12 protein-coding genes and 2 pseudogenes are annotated in these 16,859 nt (G+C 68.4%); 7 read left to right on the top strand and 7 right to left on the bottom strand.

Annotated elements, in window-relative coordinates; translation table 11 throughout:
• Nucleotides 1-178 precede the first annotated feature (178 nt).
• Together BMW67_RS15830 and BMW67_RS09085 are read left to right on the top strand one after the other, a co-directional pair.
• Nucleotides 179-4,015: a peptidoglycan-binding protein gene (locus tag BMW67_RS15830; RefSeq protein ID WP_072747235.1), complete on the top strand. Its 3,837-nt coding sequence runs from the start codon at nucleotides 179-181 to the stop codon at nucleotides 4,013-4,015.
• A complete protein-coding gene (locus tag BMW67_RS09085) occupies nucleotides 3,942-5,156 on the top strand; it encodes a hypothetical protein (RefSeq protein ID WP_125459020.1) in 1,215 nt (404 codons plus the stop codon). Before BMW67_RS15830 ends, BMW67_RS09085 begins: the two co-directional genes overlap by 74 nt.
• Before the next feature lie 488 nt (nucleotides 5,157-5,644).
• Here BMW67_RS09085 and otnC read toward each other — a convergent pair whose 3' ends face one another.
• The 7 genes from otnC to BMW67_RS09045 all read right to left on the bottom strand — a co-directional run bounded on the left by otnC (nucleotide 5,645) and on the right by BMW67_RS09045 (nucleotide 11,974).
• Nucleotides 5,645-6,295: a 3-oxo-tetronate 4-phosphate decarboxylase gene (gene otnC, locus BMW67_RS09075; protein ID WP_072747232.1), complete on the bottom strand. Its 651-nt coding sequence runs from the start codon at nucleotides 6,293-6,295 to the stop codon at nucleotides 5,645-5,647.
• The gene (otnK, locus tag BMW67_RS09070; RefSeq protein WP_342707606.1) at nucleotides 6,292-7,509 is read right to left on the bottom strand and encodes a 3-oxo-tetronate kinase; all 1,218 of its coding nucleotides are present in this window, start codon (nucleotides 7,507-7,509) and stop codon (nucleotides 6,292-6,294) included. Before otnK ends, otnC begins: the two co-directional genes overlap by 4 nt.
• Nucleotides 7,510-7,517: 8 nt before the next feature.
• The gene (locus tag BMW67_RS09065; protein ID WP_072747230.1) at nucleotides 7,518-8,330 is read right to left on the bottom strand and encodes an N-acyl homoserine lactonase family protein; all 813 of its coding nucleotides are present in this window, start codon (nucleotides 8,328-8,330) and stop codon (nucleotides 7,518-7,520) included.
• On the bottom strand, nucleotides 8,327-8,614 hold the full coding sequence (locus BMW67_RS09060; protein WP_072747229.1) for a putative quinol monooxygenase: 288 nt from the start codon (nucleotides 8,612-8,614) through the stop codon (nucleotides 8,327-8,329). The genes BMW67_RS09065 and BMW67_RS09060 overlap by 4 nt, the downstream gene beginning before the upstream one ends.
• Entirely contained in the window at nucleotides 8,614-10,125 is a 1,512-nt protein-coding gene (locus tag BMW67_RS09055; protein WP_072747228.1) for a tripartite tricarboxylate transporter permease, read from the bottom strand. The genes BMW67_RS09060 and BMW67_RS09055 overlap by 1 nt, the downstream gene beginning before the upstream one ends.
• Nucleotide 10,126: 1 nt before the next feature.
• Entirely contained in the window at nucleotides 10,127-10,879 is a 753-nt protein-coding gene (locus BMW67_RS09050; RefSeq protein WP_072747227.1) for a hypothetical protein, read from the bottom strand.
• 87 nt (nucleotides 10,880-10,966) lie between these two features.
• Nucleotides 10,967-11,974 (bottom strand): Bug family tripartite tricarboxylate transporter substrate binding protein, encoded by a 1,008-nt coding sequence (locus BMW67_RS09045; RefSeq protein WP_072747226.1) that lies wholly within the window; start codon nucleotides 11,972-11,974, stop codon nucleotides 10,967-10,969.
• Nucleotides 11,975-12,109: 135 nt separating this feature from the next.
• Between BMW67_RS09045 and BMW67_RS09040 the strand changes: the two genes are divergently transcribed.
• From BMW67_RS09040 to BMW67_RS09020, 5 genes and pseudogenes are all read left to right on the top strand, one after another.
• Nucleotides 12,110-13,201, top strand: a complete 1,092-nt coding sequence (locus BMW67_RS09040) for an isocitrate/isopropylmalate dehydrogenase family protein (protein ID WP_072747225.1) — start codon at nucleotides 12,110-12,112, stop codon at nucleotides 13,199-13,201.
• Nucleotides 13,198-14,031: a Gfo/Idh/MocA family protein gene (locus tag BMW67_RS09035; RefSeq protein ID WP_072747224.1), complete on the top strand. Its 834-nt coding sequence runs from the start codon at nucleotides 13,198-13,200 to the stop codon at nucleotides 14,029-14,031. Before BMW67_RS09040 ends, BMW67_RS09035 begins: the two co-directional genes overlap by 4 nt.
• A gap of 194 nt (nucleotides 14,032-14,225) precedes the next feature.
• The gene (locus BMW67_RS09030; RefSeq protein WP_256598372.1) at nucleotides 14,226-14,903 is read left to right on the top strand and encodes a GntR family transcriptional regulator; all 678 of its coding nucleotides are present in this window, start codon (nucleotides 14,226-14,228) and stop codon (nucleotides 14,901-14,903) included.
• 355 nt (nucleotides 14,904-15,258) lie between these two features.
• Nucleotides 15,259-16,442 (top strand): annotated as a pseudogene (locus BMW67_RS09025) (transposase); the annotation flags it as partial.
• A 144-nt stretch (nucleotides 16,443-16,586) separates the two neighbouring features.
• Nucleotides 16,587-16,859, top strand: a pseudogene (locus BMW67_RS09020) (IS110 family transposase); the annotation flags it as partial.

Here is a 16,859-nt window from a genome sequence, read left to right as displayed (position 1 = left end):
GCCGGAACCAGCTTTCCTGCGAGGCGTCTTGCGCCGATGGGCCTGACGGGCCGAGATGAACAGGCCTGGCAGCAAAATTGACGCGCAGACAAGGAATCAATTAAAATGGCATTTTATAGTTCTTTTTGCTTGCCATGCATCGGCTTTCTTTCTGCATCGAAATCAGGGAGACGGCCGGATGTTTGGGCTCAAGGGAAACAAGAAGCGCAATTATCGCAGCAATTTGACCGCCGGAAATGCCATGGGTCGCTGGCTTCGGCCAGGCCTGGCGGCGGCGGTCTTCGCGGCCGGCGCCTTCGGCGCGCTCGGCCCCAGGAGCGCGGCCAATGCGCAAGAGCTGAACGACCTGCTGCGAGGCGGCGTCGGGATCATTCTTCAGGAGATCGATCGCCAGCAAAGGATCAATCGCCGACAACAGACCGAGAAGCCGGCGCCCAGAGCCAGAAAGGCGCAAGAGCAGCGCCAGCCGGACGCCGCGCGCTCCGGCGCGGATCGGGCCACGGTGGCGCGAATCCAGGCGCAGCTTGCCGAACTGGGATACGATCCCGGTCCTGTCGACGGCGCGATGGGTCCAAGGACCCGCAGGGCCATCATCGCGTTTCAGCGAGATAATGGGCTTGCCCGGACGGGCGCCGCGAACAAGGCGACCGCAGCGGCCGTGCAGACGGCTTACAATCTCGCATCGCGCGCCGGCAAGCCTTCGGCGGGCGCTGCGGCGCTTGGCCCGAGCTTCGATTGCACGCGCGCGGCCACGCTGTCCGAACGCGCCATATGCGCCGATCCCCGCCTTGCCGCGCGCGACCTTGAACTGACGCGCCTTTACGGCGATGCGATCGCCGGCGCCGGGGCCGCCCGCGCGGGCGCCCTTCGCGCCGAGCAGCAGGCGTGGCTGACGCGACGCGACCGGTGCGGCGCCGACGCTTCGTGCATCGGCATGCGGATGGAAGAGCGGATTGCGACGCTGGCCGCGACGGCCGGCGTCGGCGCGCAGGCGTCGCGGCCGGGCGGCGCATCATCGACGGCCCTGACCGCGCGCGGCGCGTCGGCCGTTGGCTCCGATGCGAACGCCGAACAACCTTTCGCCGCCTCCAGCGACTACGCAGCCGCCGTGGCGCTCGCTCTTCAGGACCACGCTCGGGCTTACCTTGATCTCGGGCCCGCCGCGGTCATCGACCACAAGCTGGCGACCGCGGACCCGGCGACCTGCGCCTCGCTCGCCCGAGAGATCGAGGCCATGGCCGCCGACGCCTTCCTTGCGCGCGCCACGCTCGATCGCTGGACGCCGGAGTTCCGGTCGGCGCTCGCCGCCGCTTCGGCCAAGCCGAAGAGGGCGACGCATGTCCTTCATGTGAGAAGCTCTCTCGGGCCCTACGATTTCGCGTCGTCGGGATTTCCGATCAACAATGCGCCCTTCCTGGGGGCCGCAGACACCAGGTTGCGCGCCGTCAGGATGCGCCTTGCCGAGCGTGACGCCGAGGCGCCGCCCTGCACCAAGGCCGGCAGTTACGCGATCGGCCGGATCCTGCAATCTCTCGGAGAATCAGGCGCGAGGCTGAACAGAACCCGCCTTCCCTACCTCGAAGCCAGCATCGAGCCGCTTGACGCGAAAGCGTTTCTTCCGATGGCGCCTGCGCAGGCGCAGGCCCTTGTCGAACGATACCGGGCCAGTTCGGCGGCGCCGTTCGTCAACATCGCGTTGGCGGTCGAGCTTGCGGGACCCGTCAATCCCTTCGCCGCCTTGCCCGCCAGGGTTCTGGCCGTGCGGATCCACGACGGCCAGACCGGCGCCCTGCTGCACGAGGCGTCCCCCGAGCCGCCCGCTCCGCAAGACGGCGTGGCGGAGGGAACGATCCGCGATTACGCGTTGATCGCATTCCGCTCCGATCTTGACGCATACCGTCGCGCGCCGGAGTTGAACGGCCTCGTGCTCGAAGCCGCCGACAACGACGAGGAGACATGCCGGCGAACGCGGGGCATCATCAGATCCAACGACCAGTTCGCGATCCGCGACCACCTTGCGCAGGCGGCCAGGCGTTTCGAGGCGGCCTTGCCCGAGATCGAAGCGGCGAACGGTCCCTTTGAACGGGAGTTCGCGATCGAACGCCCAATGCCGCTCGGCCAATACGACTTCGCGCGGCAGGCCTTCACGTTCGAATGGTCGGGCTGGATCCAGGGCGTCGTCGAGCCAGGCGCGTTTGCGCTTGCGGGCGACGTCGTCACCGGCTGCAAGGTGAACCTGCTCGGCATCACGACGCTGGCGGCGCGCCACCTGGCGCGGCTGAACGGCGGCGGCGGGGGCGGGCAATGGCTGAACCTGGACGGGCTGCATGTCCGCCACGACGGCGCGCCCTGGGCCGCGACGCTGCCGATCGCCGAGGACAAGGCGCGCGCGATCCTGGCCGCCGGCGTGCGCAGCGTCACCGTCGTCGCGCGGGTCAGGTTCGGGCCGCGCGAGACTCAGGGTCCCGGCCCGCTTCCCGGCAAGATCGTGTCGGTCGAATTCCGCAGCGCCGAAAGCGGCGAGACGCTTGGCGTCGTCCGGCGCCCCGACTCCACGCCGCAAGAGGATGCCGCCGTCCCGGCGCAAGGCGGCATCCAACCGCTGACGCCGGAGCTTGCGACACGCATGGTCCTGCCGCTGATCTCCCGGATCGATGACGAGGCGCGCGTCTTTCAAAGGCTCGAACACGCCGTAAGACAGGCGCAATCCTTGATCGCCTCGGGGCGGACGCCGTCCGACCTGCCGCTCCCGCTTTCCGAGATCCGCGACCGCCCCCCTGCGGTCGTCGTGTCGCGGCATCGCGACGCCCTGCTGGCGGCGCTCGGCAAGGCGAGCCTGCGCCTGCCCATGCAGGTCTCGCTCCGTTCGACGACCTCGGCTCATTACACCGCGCATGACGGCAAGCTGAAGGTCCACTACGGACCGCCGGCGGCCTGGCAATCGCAGTCGGGCGCGAAGGGCGGCAGGATCTTCGTTCCGGCGATGCTCGATTTCGGCGCCCGACGCGCCGCCCAAGATCGGCCGCCCCTCTTCGGCGCGTTCGTCGCGGACGGGCTGTTCCAGACCGCATTCCTTCTCGACAAGACGCTGCGCGAAGACGTCCTCGACCTGCCCGTGGAAGAGGCGGTCCGCCGCGGCTTCGGAGGCGGCGCACGCAGGGACGAGATCGAGGCGGAGGTCATCCTCGACGTCGCCGATGTGCGGCTTGCGGAGGCCGGCGTCGCCATCATCGAAGCCGATCTCAAGCGGGTCGTGCTCCGCTGGAAGTCGGACGGCGCGGTCCTTGCCGACTTCGATTTCTCGACGCGGCCGACCCAGGCCGAACAGCAAGCCGCCAGCGCGCCTCGTTCGGCGGCCGAGCTGCCGCTGTCGCCACCGCCGCCCGGCGCGCCGATGACAGCCGAGATCACCGACCTTCTGCACGTCAGGATGCTGCCCGAGAGTCTCGATGATCGTCACTACGCGCGGATGATGCTGTCGCGGCATTCCTATGAACGCCGGCTGTCCCAGCGCGGGCAGGAGCCGGAATGGGGCAGGTTCTTCGTCGCGGCCGACGGTCGGCTCGACGCCGATGCGGTCGCGGCCCAACTGCCGGCCTTCAAGGCATGGATCATGGCGCGGGCCAAGGCCGTTCCGACCCGCCTGACCGTCAATCTGCCTCTGCATGCCGGGATTTCGAGCTTCATCCGGCGTGGAGATTCCGGCGCGCAGCTGAAATCTGCGTGCCGCGACATGGCGCGGCGCCATCAGGCCGAAACCCGGAAGGCCGAGGCCGGCGCCATGCTGTGCGATTACCTGCGCAAGGCGTGGTACGTTCCGGACGATCACCTCTTTCTCGAAGCCGACGCCCCCCTTCGCGGGCGCGCGGACGCCGTTTCGGCCGCGCGGCCCCCGCGGCGCGTGCGGCGGCGATTTCTATTGCAGGAACATGGCGGACGCGATGAAGTTCGCCGGCCTCGTCGAAACCGACGCATACGGACAGGTCATCATGCCGACCGATCTCGTCCGGCTTGACCGGACGCCGCGGATCGACCCGCAGCGCTACGGGACCCTGCCCGGCGCTTCGCTGTCCATCGAGCTGGAGATCACCGGAGTCGAACAGCTCGAGACCTGGCCCGACACCGCATGGCAAGCCGCCATTCGCGCCGCAAGGCCCTTCGCCATGAACGCCGGCATCGACCGAGGCTTTCGCGGCCTCTTCGCCGAAGGCGAGCGCCCCCGCGCGCCGACGGGAGCCCTGCGCTGGGAGGCGAAGGCCCTGTCGGCGCGGATCATCGACCGGAGCGGCGCGCTGGTCGAGGAGCTTGCGCTGGCGCCGCCTCCGCCATTGCCCCTCGACGCGCTGAAGGAGGCCGAGCCGCCCCGGGCCGATGCCTGGGACGTCGTCGGGCTGACGCTGGGGATGCCATTTTCCGAAGCCGAGGCGGCCATTCGGAAAAGGTTGCCCTCGGGCGAGGTTCTGACGGCGGATCGCGCGATGCAGACGAAGGCGATCGCCGGCGCGCCCGAGCCGTATTCCTCGGGCAAGCTTTTCGTCTCGGACGACGAGACCGAGTTGATCGCCATCTACAACGAGCCGCCCGCGGCCCCCGACCGGGTCATGGCGATCTGGCGGATGCTGCGCCTGCCGGCGGGAACGATCGACGCCGCTTCGTTGAAGACCCAGCTCGAGGAGAAATACGGCGCGCCCGTCGAGACAAAGGCCAACGGCCACGGCCGCATATCGTTCATCTGGTCGGCCTTCAAGCCGGAGGGCGGCTGTCTCGACATTTCCATGAGTCATCAGACCGGGATCTGGGCCTTCGAAAGCGGCGCGTCCCAAAGGGGGGCGTTCGTCGAGAACCGCTATTTCCCGGGTCCGGGATCGTATCGGCTCTCGAGTTTGGGCGAGCAGGCTGCCACGAACGGCGCAGCTGCGTTCAGCCAGCTGGAGTCGGAGCTGCGCGGCGCGTGCGGTCCCGGCCTCACCGTCGAGATGCGGACCCGCCCCGCCTCAGGACCGGCCTCAAGACCCGAGGATGTCGGAATCGAGATCATCTTCGTCCTGCAGGACCCGAAGACCTACGGCCACGCCTATCTCGAGACCCTCCGCGCAGGACCGCAAGGCGCCGCGCCGCCCGCGGAAGGGGAAGGACGTTCGAAGATCGAGCTTTGAACGACCCGCGGCAGGACGGACGCCTGTCGAGAGCGAGTGCGAGAAGGGAGGGACCCAGCCGTCCGGACGCTGCTCGGTCGCCCGAGCGCCAGGATCGCCGCCGAGTCGGACATCTGCCCCCGATGCGCCGGCGCCGTCTCGCTCGGCGCCGCCAGCATGGCGAAATCGTCCTCGAACACGCCCGCCTTGCCGAGCCGGTCGAAGCGCTTCCAGACGCTTTTCCAACCGCCATGCCGTTCAGGCAAGGCGCGCCAGGCGCTGTCGTGACGGCGAAGTGGTGGAGCGCTTCGCGAAACAACCGGTCATCGCGCGCCTTGGCGCCGCGGCGAGGCAGGCAGACCCTGAACGCCTCCGGCGCAAGATCCGGGCCCGTCTCGTTCATCCTGGCCGGCATCGACGCTCTCGCGCGATTTCGTGGATCTCCCGCGAGGCGCCAAGAACGCCCGCGGGAACCCCCTTCTCGACAGGGGGCGGTTCCTCCGCAGCGCCTAGTCTTCCCACTCGACACCGAATTTCGTCACCAGCGCGCGCACCTGCGCCTGCGACAGCGCCCTCGGGTTCATGCCGCGGGTCAGCAGCGCCAGCCGGGCGGCGTCTTCGAGCTCCTCGATCGCGTTGCAGGCCGCCTCCACGTCCTTTCCGGCCACCACGGGGCCGTGGTTGGCCAGCATCACCGCGCTGCGCTTGCCCGCAAGCCCGCGCACGGCCGCGCCCATCGCCGGATCGCCGGGCAGGAAGAAGGGCAGAAGCTTCACCTTGCCCAGCTTCAGGATGGCATAAGGCATGAGCGGCGGCAGGAAGTTGTCCGGATCCGCCTCGGGCAGCATGGAGAGCGCCACGGCATGGCACGAATGCAGATGCACGACCGCCCCCGCCGTGCTGCGCGTCTCGTAGAAGGCGCTGTGCAGCGGCATCTCCTTCGTCGGCTCGTCGCCCTCCACCAGAACGCCCCGCGAGTCGAACCGGCTCAGCCGGCCCGGATCGAGCCGCCCCAGGCTCGCGCCCGTGGGGCTGACGAGCAGGCCGCCATCCTCGGTGCGGGCCGATATGTTGCCCGAAGCGCCGCCGGTCAGGCCCCGGTCGAACATGGATTTGGCCAGCAGACAGATCTGCTCGCGCAACCTCGCTTCCGCGCTCATGCCTCACCTGCCAGCAGCGCGAGAGCCTCGGCGAAGAAATCCGGGCCGCCGAAATTGCCCGACTTCAGCGCCATCGCCAGCGGGCGTTCGCCCTCGACGCGCACCGCCGGCACGCCGGCGGCCAGACGCATGCCGATGCGCAGCGTCTTCGCCCGCACGCCCTGAACCGCCGCGCCCGAGGTTTCGCCCCCGGCCACCACGATGCGGGTCGCGCCCCGCGCCGCCAAGGCGGCGGCCAGATCCGAAAAGAGCCGCTCGATGGCCTGCGCCGCCACACCTTTGCCGAAGGTCTCCTGCGCCGCCTTCACCACCTCCGGATCGGCGGAAGAGTAGACGAGCGGCGGCACGTCTTGCGCCAGCGCCCAATCGGCCAACTCCTCGGCCGTCACCTCGCCGCGCACGGCCTGCGCCGCCGTCACCTCGCGGTGAGGCGCGATGGTCCTGTAGCGCGCGACCTGGGCGCGCGTGGCGCGGCTGCAAGAGCCCGAGAGCACGACGCCGGGGCCCCTCACCGGCTCCCAGGCGGGCGCGGCGGGGCGGTGACCGAAGTTCGCGGGCAGGCCCAGCGCGATGCCCGAAGCGCCGCACAGCAGCGCAGCGCCCTTCGCGGCCCTGCCGATTTCCACCAGGTCCGCATCGCGGATCGCATCCACGATCGCATGGCCTTCGCGCGGCAGCGCGGCGCGAATCGCGGCGGCCCCGTCCATCACCGTCGCGACGGGCACGTGGCCCACCGGATGGGACGACTGCGCGGCGAGCACGCGGCGCAGGTCGGAATCCGTCATGGGGGTCAGCGGATGGTTCTGCATCCCGCTTTCGTTCAGCGGCACATCCCCGACGAAGAGATGCCCCATGTAGACGCTGCGGCCGTTTTCGGGGAAGGCCGGACAGGTGGTCACCCCTTGCGCGCCGAGCCGGTCGGCAAGCGCGTCGAGCACCGGGCCGATGTTGCCCTGCGGCGTGGAATCGAAGGTGGAGCAGACCTTGAAGATGATCTGTTCGCAGCCTTGCCCGAGCAGCCACTCGCACGCCGCGAGCGAGTCCGCGATGGCCTCGGCCGCCGGGGCGGTGCGCGATTTCAGCGCCACCACGCCGGCGTCCAGCGCCGGATCGGCGGCGGCATCGGGCACGCCGATGAACTGGCTCACCGCCATGCCGCCTTCGGCCAGAGCGAGCGCGATGTCGGATGCTCCGGTGAAATCGTCGGCGATCACTCCGATCTTCATGAAAGGATCTCCGTCAAGAGGGCTTCGTCCTGCGGGCCTGCGTCGCGGCGCACGATATGGGCGGCGGGGCCCTGCGGAAAAAGGCGGCGCACCAGGGGGTCATGGCCGGGCACGATGAGGCCGCGCGAACTGGCCAGGGCCTCAAGCCGTGCGAACCCGTCGAGCATGTTCTGAAGATCGACCACGATGGGGAAGGGTTTTCGCTTGAAAACGTTCCCGTAGTAGTGGGCCGCGTCCGAGGCCAGCACCAACCAGCCCGCTTGCGTGCGCACGCGCACGCATTGCAGCCCCCGGCTATGGCCGCCGATCCAGTGGACGATGACGCCATCGGCCACCTCGCCGTCGCCTTCGTGGAACCGCAGCCGGCCGGCGTGGAGCCGTCGCACCGCCTCGCAGACATGGCCTGCCGTGCAAGGCATCCGCAGCGCGTCATGGCACATGCAGGGACCGGTGGCGTAGGCCATCTCCGCCGTCTGGAGGTGCAGCGTGGCATTGGGAAAGAGATGCAGCCCCCCGGCGTGGTCGTAATGCAGGTGGGTGACGATCACCTGCTCCACCGCCTCGGGCGCAATGCCCAGGGGCGCGAGCGCCTCGCGCGGATCCATGCCTATCGGACGCCCCCGTCTGGCGGCCTCCTCGCCGTCGTAACCGGTGTCGACGAGGATCGCGCGATCGCCCTGCCGCAGAACCCAGATGAAGTAATCCATCGCGTGGGGCGCATCGTGGTTGTCGTCGAAGATGAAGCTGTCGCCGCGCACCCGCCCGTTGCGCTCGGCGTATTTGACGGCATGGACCTCCCATTCGCTCATCGCAGCACCTCCTCGAACAGCGCCACCCGCTTGTCCTCCACCATTGCGGCGACCTCGACGTCGAAGGCCTTGAAATGGGCGCTGGCGAGATGGGCGTCGAAGGCGGCGCGGTCGGCGTAGATCTCGTAGAGAAAGACCACGTCCTCGCCCGGCGCGCGGCAGACGTCGAACTGCAGGCAGCCCGGCTCCTCGGCCAGCGATGTGCGGGCGTTCGCCAGCATGAGGGGCAGGAAGGCGTCCATCCGCCCCGGCTTGATGCGGAAGGTCACTGTCACGGCATACATCAGGCGATCTTTCCTTTCACGCGGGCGAAGGCCCGTTTGGCCGCCGGAACCTGGCTGACGATCAGCGCCAGGTTCAGCGCCGCCAGAATGGCCGCGCCGGGGCGCGAAACAAGGACCGAGAGATCGCCGTCCGACAGAAAGAGCGAGCGGCGGAGGCTTTCGTCCAACAGGCCGCCCAGGATCACGCCGATCACCAGCGGCGCGATGGGGTATTTCATCAGGTTCATGAAATAGGCCGCGAAGCCGACGCCCAGCATCAGGTAGAGATCGTTGACGCCGCCGCCCACGCTGAAGGAGCCGATGGCGGTGAGCACCATGACGACGGGCAGGAAGACCGTCTGCGGGATCTTCAGGATCCTGATGAAGATGCGCGCGGTGAAGAGCCCCATGACGAACATGGTGAAGCTTGCAAGCACGAGGATGGCCACGACGCGCAGGATGATCTCGGGGTCGATCGTGGGGCCCGGGATCACGTTGTTGATCTTGAACGCCCCCATGAGCGCGGCGGCGGGGGGCGAGCCGGGGATGCCGAGCACCAGCAGCGGGATCAGCGCGCCGCCGATGCAGGCGTTGTTGGCGGTTTCGCTGCACAGCAGCCCCTCGACGCTGCCCTTGCCGAAGCTGCGCCCCTCGCTGGAAACGGCCTTGCCCACCCCGTAGGAGACCCAGCCGGCCACGTCTTCGCCGACGCCGGGCAGCGCGCCCGCGCCGGAGCCGATCACGCCCGAGCGGGCGATCGCGGGCATGTAGCGACGCATGGCCCGCCAGTTGGGCAGGATGCGTCCCTTCAGTTCGGCCAGCTGGCCCAGCTCCACATGGCGCAGCCCGTCGATGATCTGAGGCACGGCGAAGGCCCCCATCAGCGCCGGCACCACCTGGAAGCCGCTCATCAGGTAGGACCAGCCGAAGGTGTAGCGCGGCTCGGAGAGCAGCGGATCCAGCCCGACCATCGCCATCCCCAGCCCGATCAGCCCGGAGATCCACCCCTTGATCGCCAGGTCCTCGCTCATCAGCGTTCCCGAAAGCAGGATGCCGAAGAGCGCAAGCAGCGCCTTCTCGGGGCTGGCGATGCTCTTGCTGATCAGCAACAGCGCCCAGACGCAGATCAGCAGAGCGAAGGTTCCGATCACGGTGCCGATGAAGCTGGCGGTGGTGGTGAGCCCGAGCGCCTCGCCGCCCCGCCCTGCTCTGGCAAGCGGGTAGCCGTCCATCGCAGTGGCCGCCGAGGCCGCCGTGCCAGGGATGTTGAGAAGGATCGACGGGTAGCTGCCGCCGTAGATCGCGCCCACATAGGCGCCCAGAAGGGCGATCAGCGCATAGTCGAGCGGGATCTTGTTGCCGAAGAAGCCGGTGAGGATCGTCACCGCCAGCGTGGCGGTCAGCCCCGGCAACGCCCCGAAGGCGATGCCGAGAAAGACGGAGGCCACGAGGTAGAGATAGGTCGCCGGATCGACCGCCAGCGCCCAGAAGGCGTGGCCGAAGCCGGCGAGCTGGGAGAGCGCGAAATCCATGTCAGTCTTTCCAGAGCGGGCGCAGGGTGACGTAGTATTGGTGTTCGATCTGCTTGAAGATCAGCCCGCCCCGCGCCGGGACGTTCTGGCGGAAGCCGAAGGCCATGGCGCAGACGAGGATGAAGGGAGCGAAGAAGGCCAGCGCCGGCACGACGCGCAGCGCGCGCTCCTGCCGCGCCGCGCGCAGGACCGGCAGCGTGAGGCCAAGCCAGCACGCCAGCGCGAGCCAATCGTCGCCATGGCGGTTCCAGGCGGCTTGCGGGCCGTTCGCGATCAAGGCGTAGCCGCCGGCCAGCGCGACGACGGCGGAGGCCAGCAGCGCGCGCCGCGCGTGGCCGCCGTGGTAGCCGTAGATCAAGGCGGTGATCAGCAACCCGCTGGCGAGGATGAAATCCACGCGCGGCACGAGGCCGGCGATGTAGAAGAAGAGCATCGCCGCGATCGTCGCGAAGCGCAGCGCCTCGGCGCGATTCCAGCCGATGCCGACCGCGCTCAGCGCATGGGCCGCTCCGCCGGAGCGGATGGAAATGGCCAGCAACACGCGGGACAGGATGAGCAACCCGCCGAAGATGCCCAGCGGCGCCAGCGCGGCGGAGGCATACCAGCCCGCGCCGCTCACCCCGGCGCGGTTCTCGCCCAGGAACGGGATGGCGGATGTCTTCCAGAGGAAGAAGAGCGACAGGGCGATCAGCGCCAGCGACGCCCAGAAATCCCGTGCCCGCAGCACGGCCTTGTCAGCTGATTGGGTGGCCAATTGAATTCTCCCGCAGATGTGGCGAAGGGGGCGCCTCTGCGCCCCCTTTTCCCGAGCCTGCATCGGGGCCGCAGGCTCCGCGGCTGCTCAGGGCCTGGGGATGCCGAGGCTTTCCGGATCCACCACGGCCGCGCCCAGCTCCTTCAGCGTGTAGGCGAATGTGCTTTCAAGCGTGGCGAAGATCTTCTGCGCCTCCGCGCCATACTGGCCTCCCACGTCATAGTGGTTGGCCCTGGCCCATTCGGCCACGGCGTCCGACGCCATCGCCTTCTCGAAGGCGGCGCCCAGCACGGCCTTCACCTCGTCGCTGGCCGAGTTGCGCACGGCGAAGCCGATGGCCTGCTTCAGGGGCAGGTGCTTGTCGAGGCCGTCGTAGATGTCGAAGGCCGAGGGCGCCTTCATCCCGGCGATCTCGACGCTCTCCGGCGTGAGCATCGCCAGGGGTTTGAGCTGGCCGCCCTCGATCAGCGGCGCCTGCTCGGCCAGAGAGGTCACGACCAGCGCCACTTCGCCGGCCATCGCGGCCTCCTGCCCCGCCGCGGAGCCCTTGTAGGGAACGAACTTGAAGCGAACGCCGGCGCCGTGCTCGATGGCCAGAAGGTTCAGGTGGTGGATGGAGCCCGCGACGGACGCCGCCGCCGGGATCGTGCCGGGCGCGGCCTTGGCGGCCTCCACCAGCTCCTGCAGGGTGTCGTAGGGGCTGCCGGCGGGAACCGAGATCAGATCGGGCGAGCCGCCGACGATGAACGGATGCCAGAAATCAAACCTCTTGTCCCAGCCGCCCAGCACGGCGGCCGTGACGTTCGATTCGGAGAGACCCACGAGCGTGTAGCCGTCGTCGGGCTGGTTCGCCACGTAGACCATGCCGTTGGAGCCGGCCACGCCGCCGGTCTGGTTGATCACTTTGATCGAGACCGGAAGGTGCTTTTCCATCTCGGCCATGATCATGCGGTTGATCGTATCGGTTCTGCCGCCGGCGCCCCAGACGACGACCGTGGTGATGTCGCGATAGGGGTATTCCTGCGCCTGGGCGGCGCCTTCGACGCACAGCGCCAGAGCCGCGACGGCGGCCAGCTTGCTCAGTCGCACACGCATGTGATTTCTCCTCCCGGCATGGTGCATTTTTTATTGCTATTTTTTTGTGTATGCGTTATTGGATGCGTTGTCAACGCTCAGATGAAAAAATCTGGCGGCCATGCGATTCAGGTCGGGACGAAGGCAGGAGCCAACATGAAGAAGACATTCGAGATCGCGGTTTTCGAAGGCGATGGAATCGGGCCGGAGATCACCGCGCCGACGGTCGGGATCCTCAAGCGCATGGCGTCGGCCTCGCCCGACTACGAGCTCGTCTTCGCCAATGCCCCTGCGGGCGCGGCCCACTACGCCAAGACGGGCGAATCCCTTCCGGAGAGCTCGATGCAGATCGCTAGGCGGGCCGATGCCATCCTGCTCTCGGCCATGGGCCTGCCCGATGTGCGCTACCCGGACGGCACCGAGATCTCGCCCCAGATCGAACTGCGCAAGGCGCTCACGCTGTTTGCCGGGGTGCGGCCCGTCACGGTGAAGGCCGGCCAGCGCACGCCGCTCGCCCTGCCCGAAGGAAAGGAAATCGATTTCGTCCTGATCCGCGAAAGCACCGAAGGTCTGTTCCACACGCAAGGCAAAGGCGAGGTGACCGAGAACGAGGCTCGCGAAACCATGCTGATCACGCGCGAGATCTCGGAGAAATTTTTCCGCTTCGCCTTCGATCTGGCCGCGGCCCGAAAGAAGGCCGGGCGCGGCAAGGGGCGCGTCACCTGCGTGGACAAGGCCAACGTCTTTCGCGCCTTCGCCTTCTTCCGCGCGCTGTTCGATGCCGAAGCCGCCAGACGCCCGGACCTGAAGGCCGACCATGCCTATGTGGACGCCGCCGCGCTCTGGATGGTCCAGAAACCCTGGGAATTCGACGTGATGGTCACCGAGAACATGTTCAGCGACATCCTTTCCGATCTCGGCGCCGGCCTGATGGGCGGGCTCGGGCTTGCCCCCTCCGCCGACATCGGCGAACGGCACGCCCTGTTCCAGCCCTGTCACGGCTCCGCGCCCGACATCGCCGGGCAAGGCGTGGCCAACCCCTTCGCGATGATCCTCTCGGCCGCGATGATGCTGGATTGGCTCGGCGTCAGGCACGGCGTGCCCGCCATGGTCGCCGACGGCAACCGCCTGCGCCAGGCCGTCGAAGAAGTGGTGGCCCGCGGGAAGGCGCTGACCCCGGATCTGGGCGGCAAGGCGGGCACCGAAGAAGCGGCCGCGGCCGTGCTCGACACGCTGTTCGTGGCATGAGCGCCCTCGGCACGGTGCGCGTCGCCTGCCTCGGCGCGGGATATTTCAGCCAGTTCCACCGCGACAGCTGGGCGCGCATGCCCGGCGCAACGCTGGCGGCCTCCTGCGACCGCGACATCGCCAAGGCCCGTGCGACAGGCCTGCCCGCCTATGACGACCTGCGCACGATGCTCGAGGCCGAGAAGCCCGATCTGCTCGACATCATCCTGCCCCCCGTCGCCCATGCGCAAGCGATCCGCACCGCGCTTGACTGCGGGGTGAAATGGATCGTCTGCCAGAAACCCTTCTGCGACGACCTCGCGCAAGCCACGGCCATCTGCGCCGAGGTCGAGGCGGCGGGCGCCACGATCGTGGTGCACGAAAACTTCCGCTTCCAACCCTGGTATCGCGCCATCAAGGCCGTGCTGGAAGCGGGGCGCGTCGGCGCGCTCCTGCAAGCGACGTTCCGGCTGCGCCCCGGCGATGGCCAGGGCCCCCGCGCCTACTTGGACCGGCAGCCCTACTTCCAGCGGATGGAGCGTTTCCTGGTCCACGAAACGGCCGTTCACTGGATCGACACCTTCCGCTATCTGATGGGCGAACCCGAGGCCGTCTATGCCGATCTGCGCAAGGTGAATCCCGTGATCGCGGGCGAGGATGCGGGCTACATCCTTTTCGACCACCCGGGCGGCGTTCGCGCGCTGTTCGACGGCAACCGCAGCCTCGACCACGCCGCCGACAACCACCGCCGCACCATGGGCGAAGCCTGGTTCGAAGGCGACAAGGGCACGCTCACGCTCCTGGGCGACGGCTCCGTCCACCTGCGCCCCTTCGGCCGGCTCGAGACCTAGGAAATCCTGCCGCCTGACCGCTCGGAGGGCTTCGGCTGAGACTGCGTCCATGCGTTGCAGGCGCATGTCATCGCGGGCATCCGCGACGGATCGCCCCTTGAAAACATTGCCCGAGACTACCTTAAAGTGATCGAAATCGAGGAGGCGATCTACGCTTCGGCGCGAGCGCAGGCAAAAATCCGATTGGAGCAACCGTGGCGGCCCGGCCAGAAAAACCCCTGTCCAACACTCAGCGCGCCCTGCAGGAATTGCGGCGCATGATCTTCACCGGCGAGCTGCCGGGCGGATCGGACCATCTGGAAAGCGAACTGGCCGAGCGGCTCGGCATGTCGCGAACGCCCGTGCGCGAGGCGGCGCTGATGCTGGAAAGCCAGGGCCTGCTGGAGATGCGGCCGCGCAAGGGCGTGCGCATCCTGCCGGTTTCGCCCGAAGACATGCGCGAGATCTACGAAGTGCTGACCGAGCTGGAAAGCCTCGCCGCCGAGCGCGCGGCGCGGGCAAAGCCGGGTGCCGACGATCTCGCCCAGCTCGAACGCGCCATCGCGGACATGGACGCCGCGCTGGCCAGGGAGGATCGCGAAGCCTGGGCCGAGGCCGACGACAGGTTCCACGGCGAGCTCGTCCGACTGGGCGGCAACAGCCGCGTGGCGGCCATCGTTGCGATGATGGGCGATCAGGTGCGCCGGGCCAAGGCCGTCACGCTCTACATCCGCCCGCTGCCGACGCAATCCAACAGCGATCACCGCGAGGTGCTGGACGCCATCCGCCGCGGCGACGCGGACGCCGCGCGCCGCCTGCACCGCGCCCACCGCGAGCGCGCGCGGGAGATGATGGTGAGCCTGCTGGAGCGCCACCGGCTGAGCAGCCTGTAGATTGCGACCGACGCGCCCGACAAGCCCTGTCGAGCCGCGCCGCCTCTCTGACCGTGCCCCGATTTCACCGCGGGGCAGCCCCCTGAAGGTGCTCCGCCGGTCGTGTGGCGGAGTTGGTCGAAATCTGATGGCGGCGCAATCTCCGGGCGAACCAACCCCCACCCAACCAGCGGCGGCAACCGCCAGAGAGATCACGCCACGAACCAGGGTAGCGCCCGACCTGGCGGTGCAGGAGGCCGCGCGCGGAGCCCCGGCGTAGCGCAGCGCGCGGCCGTGGGCGACGCTGGCGGTCATCGCCGTTCTTCGGAGAAGGTTCGGGTTGCAAGACCTGGAACCGACGACGACGTAGAGGACGATGACCGAAGAGAGGATGGCTCGGATCGAGCTGGTCGAGAGTTAAGGGCCAGCGCGCCACCGGTTCGAGCGCGGCCCCGAACCCCGATGGCGACCTCGTGGGCGAGATGCTGGCCTTTGCGGCCGAGCGCTTCATGGAAGCCGAGGCGGAAGCCCGGACCGGCGCGGCTGAAGGCGCGCGATTGCCAATGCGCGAGGTTTGGCGCAACGGATGCCGGGGCCGCGACCGGGGCGCCCGGGCCGGGCGGATCGCGCCGGCGATCTCCAAGCTGCGCAAGGGCAGCCGCTTCCCGAGCTTCCTCGAGCCCCGCCGGACGGCCGAGAAGGCGCTCGTGGCCGTGATCCAGAAGGCCTATGTCCACGGCATCTCGACGCGGTCGGTCGACGATCTGGTCAAGGCCATGGGGCGAGAAGGATCAGGAAACCGTCCGGTGGACCGTTTCCCCGACGAACGCGGCATGTCCAGGAGCCAGGTCAGTCGGCTCTGCGCCGAGATCGACGAGCGGGCGAACGCCTTCCTCTCGCGGCCGCTGGAGGGGTCGATCCGCATGAAATCGGTCCACCGGACCGATTTCCCGACCGTCCAGTGGACGGTCGGCGCGGTCGACGGCCGGCCCTACCTCTGGCTTGACGCCGCCTGCCTCAAGGTCCGCGAAGGTGGGCCGCTCGTCGGCCGAGCGGCGACACTGGCCGTCGCCGTGAACGAGGATGGCAAGCGGGAGGCGTTGGGCGTGGCCACCGGCCCTTCCGAGGCCGAAACGTTCTGGACCGAATTCCTCCGCTCCCTCGCAGACCGCGGCCTGCGCGGCGTCAAGCTGGTGATCGCCCCCTCCCGGCAGATCCGGCACAGCCGGATCGCCTGCCGGGCAATGGACGACCACAAGGGGCTGCGGGCGGCCGCGCGCCGGGTCTTCAATGCCACCCGCCAGGGGCGTCGCATTCACTGGATGCGGAATGCGCCGGCCCATGCCCCGGCCAAGCAGCGCACCGCCGTGGCAGGCGATGCTGAAGACCATCTTCGCCCAGGAGACCAAGGCCGAAGCCCAAGCCCAGCGGGAAATCGTGGCGTTCACGGGGCTTTCGCGGCCGCACGGCGGCCACGGTCCCCGTTCACCCTTGCGCGAGAAGCATCCGAAGCTCGGAACCCTGATGGACGCCTCCCGCGACGACGTGCCGGCCTACATTGGGTGTTCCCTTAACCTTCTTTTCGTTCGATAGAGGGAAAGGAGGACCACCCAATGGGGCTGAATTGATGCGGTGGATGCCCCCACCAACGGCATCTTGTATGCCATGACGGTTCTATCGGAACCAATTTTGGAGGGCACATCGATGACGACGAAGATCAGCATGCTGGCGATCGACTTGGCGAAGGGCAGTTTTCAGGTCTGTGCGGTCGGGCCGGATGGGCCGGTTCTATACGATCGGGCGCTATCGCGGACACGGTTGGCCGCACTTTTGGCCGAACAGCCAACCTGCATCGTGGCCATGGAGGCTTGCGCAACTTCCCATCACTGGGGCCGGGTGGCTCAACGACATGGCCACGAGGTGCGGCTTGTCCCGGCCGCCTATGTAAAACCGTTCGTCAAGCGTCAGAAGAACGAC

Source organism: Oceanicella actignis, assembly GCF_900111545.1.
GTDB lineage: Bacteria > Pseudomonadota > Alphaproteobacteria > Rhodobacterales > Rhodobacteraceae > Oceanicella > Oceanicella actignis.
The sequence above is the reverse complement of the archived record's forward strand: the minus strand, read 5'-3'. Positions and strand labels throughout refer to the sequence as shown.

Bases quoted from the DNA above. Each gene is read 5' to 3' on its own strand.
- BMW67_RS09065 (WP_072747230.1), bottom strand. From the start codon at position 8,330: ATGAGCGAATGGGAGGTCCATGCCGTCAAATACGCCGAGCGCAACGGG.
- BMW67_RS09040 (WP_072747225.1), top strand. From the start codon at position 12,110: ATGAAGAAGACATTCGAGATCGCGGTTTTCGAAGGCGATGGAATCGGG.
- BMW67_RS09035 (WP_072747224.1), top strand. From the start codon at position 13,198: ATGAGCGCCCTCGGCACGGTGCGCGTCGCCTGCCTCGGCGCGGGATAT.
- BMW67_RS09085 (WP_125459020.1), top strand. From the start codon at position 3,942: ATGAAGTTCGCCGGCCTCGTCGAAACCGACGCATACGGACAGGTCATC.
- BMW67_RS09045 (WP_072747226.1), bottom strand. From the start codon at position 11,974: ATGCGTGTGCGACTGAGCAAGCTGGCCGCCGTCGCGGCTCTGGCGCTG.
- BMW67_RS09055 (WP_072747228.1), bottom strand. From the start codon at position 10,125: ATGGATTTCGCGCTCTCCCAGCTCGCCGGCTTCGGCCACGCCTTCTGG.
- otnC (WP_072747232.1), bottom strand. From the start codon at position 6,295: ATGAGCGCGGAAGCGAGGTTGCGCGAGCAGATCTGTCTGCTGGCCAAA.
- BMW67_RS15830 (WP_072747235.1), top strand. From the start codon at position 179: ATGTTTGGGCTCAAGGGAAACAAGAAGCGCAATTATCGCAGCAATTTG.
- BMW67_RS09060 (WP_072747229.1), bottom strand. From the start codon at position 8,614: ATGTATGCCGTGACAGTGACCTTCCGCATCAAGCCGGGGCGGATGGAC.